The following is an 11,926-nucleotide window of genomic DNA, read 5'->3' on the forward strand; positions in this document are numbered from 1 at the left end:
CTGTTCATTGCGAGCCTGCGAAGCAATTGCACACAACTAATTACTAAACAATGACTTACTGGCAGGCCCTCTTACTGGCCATCGTGGAAGGAATCACCGAGTTTCTACCCGTTTCCAGCACCGGCCACATGATTATTGCCTCCAAGCTGCTGGGTATTACGGCCACGCCTTTTGTGAAACTGTTCTTGGTGGTGATTCAGCTCGGGGCCATTCTGTCGGTGCTGGTGGTGTACTGGAAGCGCTTTTTTCAGAGCTTCGATTTTTACCTGAAGCTGCTGGTGGCGTTTCTGCCCATCGTGGTGGTGGGGCTAGCCCTCAAAAAGCACATCGACGCGCTGCTCGAATCGGTAACAACCGTGGCCGTAATGCTGCTGCTCGGCGGCATCGTGCTGCTGTTTGTGGACAAGTGGTTTCCGCAGGAAGACCCGCAGCACGGCGGCCACCCCGTCACGAACCCGAGTTGGAAAAAGGCCTTTGTCATCGGCCTGTTTCAGTGCCTGGCCGTGGTGCCGGGCGTGAGCCGCTCGGCGGCCACCATCATCGGCGGCCTCACCCAGAAGCTGACGCGCCGCGCGGCGGCCGAGTTTGCGTTTTTCCTGGCTATGCCCACGATGGCGGCGGCGGCCGTGAAGGATATTTACGATTACTACAAAGAAGCGCATACTCAGGGCATCACGCTAGGGCATTTGTTTTCGGGCGAGGAAGTGAAGCTGCTGCTGCTCGGCAACGTGGTGGCCTTCGTAGTGGCGCTGCTGGCCATCCGGCTTTTCGTAGGCTTCGTGACGAAGTACGGCTTCCGGGCGTTTGGCATCTACCGCATCATCGTGGGCGGGCTGCTGCTGGCTATGCTGGCGCTGGGCCTTAACCTGCAACTGGTATGAGTGAAAAAAAACAGCTGGCTGACTTTGACTTCGAGCAGGGCGAAGTGCTGCTGCTCGACAAGCCGCTGACCTGGACTTCGTTCGACGTGGTGCGCAAGGTGAAAAACACGCTGCGCCCGCGCAAAATCGGCCACGCCGGCACCCTCGACCCGCTGGCCACCGGCCTGCTTATCCTCTGCACTGGCAAGAAAACCAAGGAGATAGACCAGATTCAGGCCCAGGAAAAAGAGTATGAAGGCACCTTCCGGCTAGGCCAGACCACGCCGAGCTTCGACCTCGAAACGCCAGTGGATAGCGAGCAGCCCTGCGCCCACCTCACGGAGGAAGAAATCCGGGCCGCCGCCGCCACATTTCTGGGTAGAATCGAGCAGACGCCGCCGCTATTCTCGGCGGTGAAGGTAGACGGGCAGCGCGCCTACGAGCTGGCCCGCAAGGGTGAGGAAGCAGTTATCAAGTCGAAAACGGTCGAGATTAAAGCGTTTGAAATCACGCGCGTTGCGCTGCCGGAGGTTGATTTTCGGGTGGTCTGCTCGAAGGGCACCTACATCCGCAGCCTGGCCCGCGACCTGGGCGCGGCGCTGGGCTGCGGGGCTCACCTCACGCGCCTGGTGCGCACCCGCATCGGCGAGTACCGGCTGGCCGACGCCTGGACGGTGGCCGAGGTGCAGGCCCTGCGCCCGCCCCGCCCCGAAACGGTGCCTGGCACCGAGGCCGGGGCTCACTCTGGCGACCGCCCGCGCCGCGAGCGCACCCGCGTGGCGCGCGTGGGCCTCGACTACTACGCCGCCCAGCAAACCGGACAGTTCGGGCCGGCACAACATTCATCCACCGAGCCTACCTAAACGAAGTTCAGCGTAGCTAATCTGCGGTCTATGGTTGTTATTACTGACCCTGCCGACTTTCCGGCCCTGGCCAATGCGGTAGTCACGAGCGGCACTTTCGACGGGGTGCACCGGGGGCATCAGCGCATTTTGGCGCGGCTGCGGCAGGTAGCCGATGCGGTGGGCGGGCAAGCCGTGGTAATTACCTACTGGCCGCACCCGCGCCTGGTGCTGGGCCCGCCGCCCTCGCACCCCGAGCTGCTGGAACTGCAATTGCTTAATACTCTGGACGAGCGCGTGGCCCGGCTGGCCGAGTTTGGCGTCGATTACCTGTTGGTGATGCCGTTTACCCGCGAGTTCGCCGAATGGACCTCCGAGCAGTACATCCAGGAATTACTGCTTAAAACGGTCGGCGCCAAACACCTGGTTATCGGCTACGACCACCGCTTCGGCAAAAACCGCGAGGGCGGCTTCGACTACCTCACCCGGCACGCCGCGCGCTACGGCTTCACCGTAGAAGAGATTCCGCGGCAGGACGTAGACGCGGTGGGCGTGAGCAGCACCCGCATTCGCAAAGCGCTGCGGGCCGGCGACGTGGCCACCGCCACCGCCTACCTGGGCTATTATTACCCCGTGACGGGCCTGGTAGTGACGGGCCAGCAGCTGGGCCGCACCATCGGCTACCCCACGGCCAACCTCGACGTGCCCGAAAAACTGAAGCTGGTGCCCGCGCAGGGCATTTACGCGGTGTGGGCCACTACAGCGGCGGGCACCCGGCACCCGGCCATGCTCAGCATCGGGGTGCGGCCCACCATCGGCGCGGGGCTAGCCCAAACTATTGAGGTTAACCTGCTTGACTTCAGCGGCGACCTGTACGGGCAATTACTAACGCTCGAATTCGTTGCCTGGCTGCGGGGTGAGGAGAAGTACGACGGCCTGGCCGCCCTCACGGCGCAGCTGGCGCTCGATGCGCAGGCCACCCGCGCGGCGCTGGCGGTGTAGGCTAGTCCTCGGCCTGACTATTGCAACGCGCCGCTAACCCGCCGGGCTACTACCTACCTTTTTTATGCACAAAACACTCGCCTTTCTTCTCTTCTTATTGCCGGGGCTAGCCCTGGCGCAGGGTCGCCTCAGCGGCGTGGTGCAAGACTCGGCCACCCACCAGCCGCTGGCGTTTTCCAGCGTGTTTCTGGCCAACACCACGCTCGGGGCCACGACCGACGACCAGGGCCGGTTCGAGTTTCCGAAGGTGCCGGCCGGCACTTACGAGGCGGTGGGTACCTACGTGGGCTACCGGCTTAGCAAGCAAGTAATTACCATTGGGAAGGGCACGGCGCTGCAGCAGCTTACCTTTTTGCTAGGCTCGGCCGGGCCGCAGCTAGGCGAGGTAGTAGTGCAGGCCAACCCCCACCGCGAGGAGGATTTCAAGAAATTCAGCACTTTCTTTTTGGGCGAAAGCACGTTTTCGCAGCAGTGCCACATCACCAACCCGAAGGATATCGTGGTGTATACCAACGACTCGACCAAGGAGCTGACGGCGGCGGCCAAAAACTTTGTGCAGGTCGAAAACGAGGCGCTGGGCTACCGCCTCAAGTACTTCGGCATGTTCTTCACCTACAACCCCGACACGGACTTTATTGCCTTCAGCGGCTCGCCGGTGTTTGAGGAAATGACGCCCCGCGACGCCGCCCAGCAGCGGCAGTGGGAAACCAACCGCGCGGTGGCCTACATCGGCTCGTTTCCGCATTTTTTGCGCAGCGTGTACGCTGGCCAGCTGCGGGCCAATGGCTTCCTGGCCCAGCAGGTGCGCCTCACTCCCAACAAGCGCTTTAACCGGCTGGAGCCCTTGCAGCACCGCCCGGCCGGCTCGCTTACCGATGCCGAGCAGGACTCGCTCGAAGTGCTGGGCCGCCTCACGCCGGTGTTTGCCACCCTCTACCCCGCGGCCAGGCCCCTCGACAGCCTGCGCCGCGTGGCCGACGGCCACGTGTACCTGCGCTTCACGGGCGAGCTGCAAGTGGCGCACTTTGGCGAGGCGCCCGACCCCAACTACACGACCCCAATGGCTACGCTGGGCCCCGAGCCGCGCAAGCAGCCCTACCCGGCCCAGCGCGAGGTATCGCGCCTGCGCCTGCAAACCCGCGAGGCCGAAATCCGCCCCAACGGCACGCTGCGCAACCCGGCCGACGTCTCGACCGGCGAGTACTGGGGCTTCGAGAAAATCGGCGAGTTTCTGCCGCTCGACTACCAGCCGCCCACGCTAGCCCCCGCCCTAGCCAAGTAGCCGCGCCGCCAGCTGGCTAGCGGGCAACTTTTGCCGGCCCTCCTGGGTACATGCTTGCGCAATGCGCACGGTACTGGCCTTTTTCTGCTTCCTGTTGCCGGGGCTGGCGCTGGGCCAGGGCCGCCTCACGGGCGTGGTGCAAGATTCCGTGACGCACCAGCCGCTGGCCTTTGCCAGCGTGTTTCTGGCCAATACCACGCTCGGGGTGACGACTACTGAGCAGGGCACGTTTGCGTTTCCCAGCGTGCCGGCCGGCACCTACGAGGTAGTGGCCTCCTACGTGGGCTACCGGCTCGCCCGCCAGACCGTTCTGGTAGGCCCGGCGCCCCAGCAGCTGACGTTGCGGCTAGCCCCGGCCGCCAGCCAGCTCGGCGAGGTAGTGGTGCGCCCCAACCCCAACCGCGCTAGCGACTACCAGAAGTTTACGGAATTGTTTCTGGGCCGCAGCAGCTTTTCGCGCCAGTGCCGCATTGCCAACCCCGACGATGTGCTGCTCGACTTCGACCCCAAGGCCAACGAGCTTACTGCCTCGGCCTACAAGTTTGTGCAGGTCGATAATGAGGCGCTGGGCTACCGCGTGAAGTACTACGGCCTGCGGTTCAAAACCAATTTTACCCAGCAGGTCATTACGTTTTACGGCCAGCCGGTTTTTGAGGAGATGACGCCCCGCTCGGAACGCCAGCGCCGCCTCTGGCAGGCCAACCGCGTGCGGGCGTACCGGGGCTCGCTCACCCACTTTTTGCGCAGCGTGCGCGATAGCCAGCTGACTGCCCAGGGCTTCGTGGCGCGGCGGCTGCGCATCGTGACTAACCCGCGCTTTGCCCACGCCGACAGTCTGCGCAAGGCGCTGCTGCGGCAGCACCGCGCCTACTCGGCCGCCGAGCAAGACTCTCTTTTCCGCTGGGCGCGGGTGCCACCGAGTTTTGCTTTGCTCTATACCGCGCCGCGCCACCTCGACAGCCTGCGCCGGGTAGCCCCCGGCGGCCGGCGGGTATTTTTACGTTTTCGCGACTACTTGCAGGTAACGTATCTGCTGGCCGGCCCCGATGCCAATTACCGCCCGGCAGCCCCGCCGTTTGCCCCCGGTGCCGCGCCCCCCCCGGACCGGCAGGTGTCGCAGCTGATACTGCTGCAGCCCGAAGTAGAAATCGAACCCAATGGCCAACTGGCAAATCCGCTGGCCGTATTCACCGACGAGTACTGGGGTTTCGAAAAAATGGGTGAATTTTTGCCCGTCAATTACCTCCCGCCTGTCCTCACCTCCCACCCATGATAACCAAAACTGTGGCCGACGCCCAGGCGGCCCTAGCGGGCCTGGCCGACGGCATGACCCTGATGCTCGGCGGCTTCGGCCTCTGCGGCATTCCCGAAAACGCCATTCAGGAGCTGCTGCGCCTCGGCGTGAAAGACCTCACCTGCATCAGCAACAACGCGGGCGTCGATGATTTCGGAATTGGCCTGCTGCTCCAGAAGCGGCAGGTACGCAAGATGATTTCGAGCTACGTGGGCGAAAATGCCGAGTTTGAACGCCAGTTGCTGGCCGGTGAGCTGGAGGTAGAATTGATTCCGCAGGGCACCCTGGCCGAGCGCTGCCGGGCCGGCGGGGCGGGCATTCCGGCCTTTTACACGCCGGCCGGCTACGGCACCGAAGTAGGCGAAGGCAAGGAAAGCCGCGAATTCAACGGCAAGATGTACTTGCTCGAAACGGGCCTCACCGCCGATTTTGCCTTCGTAAAAGCCTGGAAGGGCGACACCGCCGGCAACCTTATCTACAAGGGCACCGCCCGCAACTTCAACCCCATGATGGCCACGGCCGGCAAAATCACCGTGGCGGAAGTGGAAGAATTGGTGCCCGCCGGCGAGCTTGACCCCAACCAGATTCACACGCCGGGCATCTTCGTGCAGCGCATTTTTCAGGGCCGGCACTACGAGAAGCGCATCGAGCAGCGCACGGTGCGCGCCTAAGCTACCCATTCAGGCAGCAAATTTTAAGCAGCAGAGTTTTATAAATAACCGGTATGAAGAACAGAATCCTAGCCTTGCTGCTGGTGCTCGGCGGCACAGGCGCCGTGGCCCCGGCATTGGCCCAGCCGGCGGCGCCCACCTCCGTGATGCTACCGGCGGCGGCGCCCGCCAGCGTGGGCATCAGCCCCGAGGCCTTGGCGCAGCTAGACCAGGTGCTGCAAGGCTACGTGGCCGATGGCCGGCTACCGGGCGTAATCGCCCTCGTGGCCCGCGATGGCAAAGTAGTGTACCGCAAAGCTTTCGGCTACGCCGATGCCCAAGCTAAAATTCCCCTGCACCCCGACGCCATCGAGCGCATTGCCTCCCAAACCAAGGCCATCACGAGCGTGGGCCTGATGGAGCTTTACGACCAGGGCAGGTTTCAGCTCGACGACCCCATCTCGAAGTACCTGCCGGCCTTTGCCCACCCGCGGGTGCTGGCTAGCTTCAACGCCAAGGACACTACGTTTACGACCGTGCCGGCGCGCAGCGAAATTACCATCCGGCAGCTGCTGACGCATACTTCCGGCATCGGCTACGCCGTCATCGGCTCGGCCGAGGCGCGGGCCATTTATGCCAAGGCGCACGTGCCGTCGGGGGTGGGCTCGCCGGCGGGCACCCTAGCCCCGGCCATCGACGCGCTGGCCCACCAGCCGCTGATGAACCAGCCCGGCAAGCGCTTCACCTACGGCCTGAGCGTGGATGTGCTGGGCCGCCTCATTGAGGTATTGAGCGGGCAGCCGCTCGACCAATATTTGCGCGCCCACGTGTTTGAGCCGCTGGGCATGCGCGATACTTATTTCTACCTGCCCGCCGACCGGCAAAGCCGCCTCGTGCCGCTCTACACCGAGTACCAGGGCCGCACCGTACCCATGCCGACCGCGGGGATGCTGAACCTGCGGCCCGACTTTCCCAACCAGGCGGGCACCTACTTTTCGGGCGGCGGTGGGCTGTCGTCAACCATCGACGACTACGCCGTCTTTCTGCAAATGATGCTGAACGGCGGCACTTACGGCGGCCACCGCCTGCTGAAACCCAGTACGGTAGACCTGATGACGCAGAACCAGATTGGCGACGTAAACCAGGGGCTCAACAAGTTTGGGCTGGGTTTCAGCATCGTGACGCCGGCCGGCGCGGCCCAGACCGGGCAGTCGGTGGGCAGCTACGAGTGGGGCGGCGCCTTTGGTACCGACTATTGGGTAGACCCCAAGGAGCACCTCGTGGTGCTGCTCTACACCCAGAAATTTCCGCACAATAACACGCCCGACCTGGTACCCCGCTTCCGCAAGGCCGTGTACGCGGCCCTGGCCAGGCGCCAGGCCGCTAAGTACTAATTCTTCCTTTCCCACCCATGGCCCTCGACAAACACGGCATTGCCCGGCGCATTGCCCAAGAAGTAGAAAACAACTCTTACGTCAACCTCGGCATCGGTATTCCGACGCTGGTGGCCAACTACATTCCGGCCGGCATCAATGTGGAGCTGCAAAGCGAGAACGGACTACTCGGCATGGGGCCGTTTCCGACGGAGGCCGAGGTAGACCCCGACCTTATCAATGCCGGCAAGCAGACGGTAACCACGCTGCCGGGCTCGTCGATTTTCTCGTCGGCCGACTCATTTGGGATGATTCGCGGCGAGCACGTGGACCTCACCATCCTGGGTGCGATGGAGGTGAGCGAGCGCGGCGACATTGCCAACTGGAAGATTCCGGGTAAGATGGTGAAGGGGATGGGCGGCGCGATGGACCTCGTGGCTTCGGCCAAGAATATCATCGTGGCCATGCAGCACGTGGCCCGCGACGGCTCCAGCAAGCTACTCACCAACTGTACTTTGCCCATCACGGGCCTGCACTGCGTAAAGAAAATCGTGACCGAGCTGGCCGTGCTCGACGTGACGCCCGACGGCTTTGTGCTGCGCGAGCGCGCCCCCGGCGTGAGCGTGGCCCAGATTCGGGCGGCCACGGCCGGTAAGCTCGTGGTACCCTTGCCCGATGAGGCAGTGCCCGAAATGACGGGCGTATAAAGTAGCCGAGCCAGCGCGCAGAACTTATGGGGCGGGGTTAGATTTGGGTTGAAACTCAACTTGTAAGCTCGCCCGCCTATGCTTCGCCACTCGCTACTCCTGCCGCTTGCCTTTCTGGCTAGCCCTGCCTTGGCCCAAACCTCGCCCAATATCACGGCGGCCGATATGCCGGCGGTGGGCGACTCACTGCGCCTGAGCCAGGCTAGCCCGGTACTACCGGCTGGTGCCCCGCCCCTGGCCCGCAGCGGGGCTAGCCAGACCTGGGACTACTCGGGGCTGGTGGCCACCGCGCAGCGCGTGCTGCGCTACAATGACGTGAGCAGCGCCCCCGGCCCGCTCTTGCAGTTCACCTTCAACAACGCCTTGTTCAGCCCCGATACGCGGGCCACGCTGGTGTCGCCGCAGGGCCTGCCCGCCGCGGCGGGCACGCTGCCCATCAGCAACCCGCTGGAGTTTTCGGCCGTGTCGAGCGCCGACTACCGGCTGGTGGGCTACGGCGGCACCATCAGCGGCACGGCCGTGCCGGTCACCTACGCCAGCAAAGCCCAGCAGGACGTTATCTACTGCTTCCCCATCAGCTTCGCCAGCGCGGCCGATGTGAGCAACTCGCTGTTGACCACGCCGCTAGCCCTGGCTGGCAATGGCTACTTCAGCCAGAAGCGCCGGCGCACCAACCAGCCCGATGCCTGGGGCACTATTACCACGCCCTTCGGCACGTTCCAAGCCGTGCGCCTCGTCACGACCCTGGCCGACCACGACAGCCTGGCCGTGGGTGGCGCACCGGGCCAGGGCCTCACGCTGCCGCTGGTGCGCGCGTATAAGTGGCTGGCCAAGGGCGTGCACGTGCCGGTGCTTACCATCACCACAACCACCGTGGCGGGTAGCGAGGTAGTGACGGCCGTGGAATACCGCGACATTTTCCGACGCTTTATCCGGCTGGCCACCCGCGACGCCGCCACCGGAGTCGGGCTCAGCCCCTACCCCAACCCCTCGGCCGTGGGCACGGCGCTGCGGCTGGCCGTGCCGGCCGGCAGCGGGCTGCTCACCGTTTCGGGCGCCGACTTACTGGGCCGGCAGGTTTTCACCCAAACCTTCGCTAGCCCCCCTGGCGGGGTGCTCACGCTCGATGCCGCCACCTTCGGCCCATTCCGGGGCGTGCTGCTTTTGACGGTGCAAACGGCCCAGGGTACGGCCACACGCCGCGTGGTGCGGCAGTAAACATGCGCGCCCGTCTGCCCGTTTAGCAGGTATACTTCCCGCTGGCGGCTAGCCAGTGGGTTTTTTCGGGGGTAATTTTGACTAGGCCCATTATCCGGTTCGATTTTTTTATTTCCTATGGCTACTTCTTCTAATGGTAAAGCTGCCCCCGGCGGCGCCCACCATCACAAAAAAGGCAATAAGCTAGGCCCCGCCCTGGCGGCCCTCGACGAGCGCCTGACGCCTACCGCCGTGCCGGCCCACAAGCTGGTGCTGCGCCAGCTGCGGCGCGCCGACTTCAAGGCCATCAAAGCCATTATGGAAAAGGTGTACTCCAACATGGAGGGCGCCTGGACGGCCGACGAGTTTGCCGCCCTGCTGCGCAAGTTTCCCGAAGGCCAGATTTGCATTGAGGACAACGGCCAGGTAGTGGCCGCCGCGCTGGCTATTATCGTGGATTACAGCAAGTTTGGCGACAAGCACACCTACGCCAAAATCACCGGTAACGGCAAGTTTGACACCCACGATGCGGAGGGCGACACGCTCTACGGCGTCGACGTGTTCGTGGACCCCGAGTACCGCAGCCTTCGTTTGGGCCGCCGCCTCTACGACGCCCGCAAGGAGCTGTGCGAGAGCCTCAACCTGCGCGCCATGGTGGCCGGCGGCCGCATTCCCGGCTATGCGCAGTACGCGGGCGAGATGACGCCCGCCAAGTACGTGGAGATGGTGCGCAACAAGGAGCTCACCGACCCCATCCTCACGTTCCAGCTCTCGAACGAGTTTTACGTGCGCAAAATCATTCGCGGCTACCTGCCTTATGACTCAGAGTCAAAGGCTTACGCCACGCTGCTAGAGTGGATTAATGTGTATTATGATGAGGAATTTGATAAGCTCATCGGCAACCAGAAGTCGAATGTGCGTCTCGGCATTGTGCAGTGGCAGATGCGCGCCACCAAGAGCCTGGAGGACTTCTTCCAGCAAATCGAGTTTTTCGTAGATACGGTGAGCGGCTACAAGGCTGACTGCGTGCTGTTTCCCGAGTTTTTCAACGCCCCGATGATGGCGCTGACCAATGAGGAGTCGGCCTCGGCGGCCATTCGGGGTATGGCGGCCTTCACCGAGCCCATCAAGGTGCGCATGATGGAGCTGGCCGTGAGCTACAACATCAACGTAATCGCGGGCTCGATGCCGGTGTATGAGGATGGCAAACTCTACAACGTGAGCTACTTGTGCCGCCGCGACGGCACCGTAGACGAGCAGTATAAGCTGCACGTGACGCCCGACGAGGCCAGTTACTGGGGCATGCGCGGCGGCGACAAAATCAAGTGCTTCGACACCGACTTTGGCAAAATCGGCATCCTGGTGTGCTACGACGTAGAGTTTCCGGAGCTGTCGCGTATTCTGAGCGACGAGGGCATGAAAATTCTGTTCGTGCCTTTCTGGACCGATACCAAGAACGCCTACCAGCGCGTGCGCATCTGCGCCCAGGCTAGGGCCATCGAAAACGAGTGCTACGTGGCCATTACCGGCTCGGTGGGCAACCTGCCGCGCGTCGAGAATATGGACATTCAGTACTCGCAGTCGGCCGTGTTCAGCCCCAGCGACTTCGCCTTCCCGCACGATGCCATCGTGGCCGAGGCCACGCCCAATACGGAGATGACCCTCATCGCCGACCTCGACCTCGACCTGCTCAAAGACCTGAACAGCAGCGGGGCCGTGCGCAACCTGCGCGACCGCCGCAAGGACCTGTACTCGGTGAGCTGGATTGCCAAGAAAACCGAGCGCGACGAAGAATTGCTCGCCCAGGGCGAGGAGCGCCAACCCGCTGTGAAGCCCGGCCGCCGCAAGGCGATGGCCGCCGGCTAGCCGCCGGCTCTATACTGAATTTCATTTATATTAGGGGCCGCCGGCATATATGCCGGCGGCCTTTTTCATGCATCTACCTATCTGCTTCGTACTTACTACCGGCTTACTTATTTCTGGCCACGCGGCGTTGGCACAGGCCGAGCGGGTTGTCAATAAGTTTGAGCACGGCACGCGTACCAATAGCCAGCCCACGGGGAGCTGGGAGTACTTTGAAGAGGCTGGCCAGCTGGCGCTGCGAATGAATTATGATTCGAGCCGCATCAGCTACCGCCGCCCCGATACGGCCCGCTACGAGCTGCGCATCGGCGATACCTGGCAGCTAGTGCACCCCACCCGGCCGCCAGGGCTGCTGGGCAGCCGGGCTGGTCGCCGCGAGGCCCTGCAAAAAGCCCTCCGCTACCCAATAGACGCTCTGCAACAACAAAAACAGGGCGATGTGCTGCTATCCTACGTGGTGCAGCCCAATGGCCATACCACCGATTATACCGTCGTAAGCAGCCCCCTGCCGGCTTGCACCCAGGAGGTATGGCGAGTGTTCAACCAACTGCCCGACCACTGGATTCCGGCCATTTACCAGGGGCAGGCACGGGCCGCACGGTTTTATCTGCTGGTGCATTTTAGTATGAAGCTGGCGCGTAGCGCCGCCGACCTGGCGCCTGCCCTACCAAATCATGCCAGTTCAGGGCCATTCACCGATGTGGTAGAGGTGACGGCGGTTGGCGTAGAGCGGAGCGGGCGGCGCTAGGGTCTGCTTCCCGCCACTTGCTAATCAGAAGTATGTTACTACTGACGCTGGCTCCGTGTGATAGGGAAATGCTGGCTAGCCACTACGGGCTGAAGAAAAATTAATGTA

At 63.1% G+C, this 11,926-nt stretch carries 11 protein-coding genes; all 11 read left to right on the forward strand.

The window, feature by feature from the left end; genetic code table 11:
* The first annotated feature begins 50 nt into the window (after positions 1–50).
* The 11 genes from GKZ68_RS13025 to GKZ68_RS13075 all read left to right on the forward strand — a co-directional run bounded on the left by GKZ68_RS13025 (position 51) and on the right by GKZ68_RS13075 (position 11,818).
* Positions 51–881, forward strand: coding sequence for an undecaprenyl-diphosphate phosphatase (locus tag GKZ68_RS13025; protein ID WP_173115482.1), 831 nt, complete (start codon positions 51–53; stop codon positions 879–881).
* Entirely contained in the window at positions 878–1,723 is an 846-nt protein-coding gene (truB, locus tag GKZ68_RS13030) for a tRNA pseudouridine(55) synthase TruB (RefSeq protein ID WP_173115484.1), read from the forward strand. The genes GKZ68_RS13025 and truB overlap by 4 nt, the downstream gene beginning before the upstream one ends.
* A gap of 30 nt (positions 1,724–1,753) precedes the next feature.
* The gene (locus GKZ68_RS13035) at positions 1,754–2,704 is read left to right on the forward strand and encodes a bifunctional riboflavin kinase/FAD synthetase (protein ID WP_173115487.1); all 951 of its coding nucleotides are present in this window, start codon (positions 1,754–1,756) and stop codon (positions 2,702–2,704) included.
* A gap of 64 nt (positions 2,705–2,768) precedes the next feature.
* Entirely contained in the window at positions 2,769–3,986 is a 1,218-nt protein-coding gene (locus GKZ68_RS13040; protein WP_173115489.1) for a carboxypeptidase-like regulatory domain-containing protein, read from the forward strand.
* A 61-nt stretch (positions 3,987–4,047) separates the two neighbouring features.
* Positions 4,048–5,259, forward strand: a complete 1,212-nt coding sequence (locus GKZ68_RS13045) for a carboxypeptidase-like regulatory domain-containing protein (RefSeq protein ID WP_173115491.1) — start codon at positions 4,048–4,050, stop codon at positions 5,257–5,259.
* On the forward strand, positions 5,256–5,951 hold the full coding sequence (locus tag GKZ68_RS13050) for a CoA transferase subunit A (RefSeq protein ID WP_173115493.1): 696 nt from the start codon (positions 5,256–5,258) through the stop codon (positions 5,949–5,951). The genes GKZ68_RS13045 and GKZ68_RS13050 overlap by 4 nt, the downstream gene beginning before the upstream one ends.
* A gap of 53 nt (positions 5,952–6,004) precedes the next feature.
* Positions 6,005–7,324 carry a serine hydrolase gene (locus tag GKZ68_RS13055; RefSeq protein WP_173115495.1) on the forward strand — a complete coding sequence of 440 codons (1,320 nt, stop codon included), beginning with the start codon at positions 6,005–6,007 and terminating at the stop codon, positions 7,322–7,324.
* Positions 7,325–7,341: 17 nt separating this feature from the next.
* On the forward strand, positions 7,342–8,010 hold the full coding sequence (locus GKZ68_RS13060; protein ID WP_173115497.1) for a 3-oxoacid CoA-transferase subunit B: 669 nt from the start codon (positions 7,342–7,344) through the stop codon (positions 8,008–8,010).
* A gap of 78 nt (positions 8,011–8,088) precedes the next feature.
* A complete protein-coding gene (locus GKZ68_RS13065; protein ID WP_173115499.1) occupies positions 8,089–9,228 on the forward strand; it encodes a T9SS type A sorting domain-containing protein in 1,140 nt (379 codons plus the stop codon).
* A gap of 297 nt (positions 9,229–9,525) precedes the next feature.
* Positions 9,526–11,073 carry a carbon-nitrogen hydrolase family protein gene (locus GKZ68_RS13070; protein WP_254244281.1) on the forward strand — a complete coding sequence of 516 codons (1,548 nt, stop codon included), beginning with the start codon at positions 9,526–9,528 and terminating at the stop codon, positions 11,071–11,073.
* Between the two features lie 67 nt (positions 11,074–11,140).
* Positions 11,141–11,818: an energy transducer TonB gene (locus GKZ68_RS13075; RefSeq protein ID WP_173115503.1), complete on the forward strand. Its 678-nt coding sequence runs from the start codon at positions 11,141–11,143 to the stop codon at positions 11,816–11,818.
* Positions 11,819–11,926 lie beyond the last annotated feature (108 nt).

It is taken from the genome of Hymenobacter sp. BRD128 (genome assembly GCF_013256625.1).
Taxonomy (GTDB): domain Bacteria; phylum Bacteroidota; class Bacteroidia; order Cytophagales; family Hymenobacteraceae; genus Hymenobacter.

What these genes read in the sequence shown, in the direction of transcription:
- GKZ68_RS13025 (WP_173115482.1), top strand. Translation starts at nt 51, where the DNA reads ATGACTTACTGGCAGGCCCTCTTACTGGCCATCGTGGAAGGAATCACC.
- truB (WP_173115484.1), top strand. Translation starts at nt 878, where the DNA reads ATGAGTGAAAAAAAACAGCTGGCTGACTTTGACTTCGAGCAGGGCGAA.
- GKZ68_RS13035 (WP_173115487.1), top strand. Translation starts at nt 1,754, where the DNA reads ATGGTTGTTATTACTGACCCTGCCGACTTTCCGGCCCTGGCCAATGCG.
- GKZ68_RS13040 (WP_173115489.1), top strand. Translation starts at nt 2,769, where the DNA reads ATGCACAAAACACTCGCCTTTCTTCTCTTCTTATTGCCGGGGCTAGCC.
- GKZ68_RS13045 (WP_173115491.1), top strand. Translation starts at nt 4,048, where the DNA reads ATGCGCACGGTACTGGCCTTTTTCTGCTTCCTGTTGCCGGGGCTGGCG.
- GKZ68_RS13050 (WP_173115493.1), top strand. Translation starts at nt 5,256, where the DNA reads ATGATAACCAAAACTGTGGCCGACGCCCAGGCGGCCCTAGCGGGCCTG.
- GKZ68_RS13055 (WP_173115495.1), top strand. Translation starts at nt 6,005, where the DNA reads ATGAAGAACAGAATCCTAGCCTTGCTGCTGGTGCTCGGCGGCACAGGC.
- GKZ68_RS13060 (WP_173115497.1), top strand. Translation starts at nt 7,342, where the DNA reads ATGGCCCTCGACAAACACGGCATTGCCCGGCGCATTGCCCAAGAAGTA.
- GKZ68_RS13065 (WP_173115499.1), top strand. Translation starts at nt 8,089, where the DNA reads ATGCTTCGCCACTCGCTACTCCTGCCGCTTGCCTTTCTGGCTAGCCCT.
- GKZ68_RS13070 (WP_254244281.1), top strand. Translation starts at nt 9,526, where the DNA reads ATGGAAAAGGTGTACTCCAACATGGAGGGCGCCTGGACGGCCGACGAG.
- GKZ68_RS13075 (WP_173115503.1), top strand. Translation starts at nt 11,141, where the DNA reads ATGCATCTACCTATCTGCTTCGTACTTACTACCGGCTTACTTATTTCT.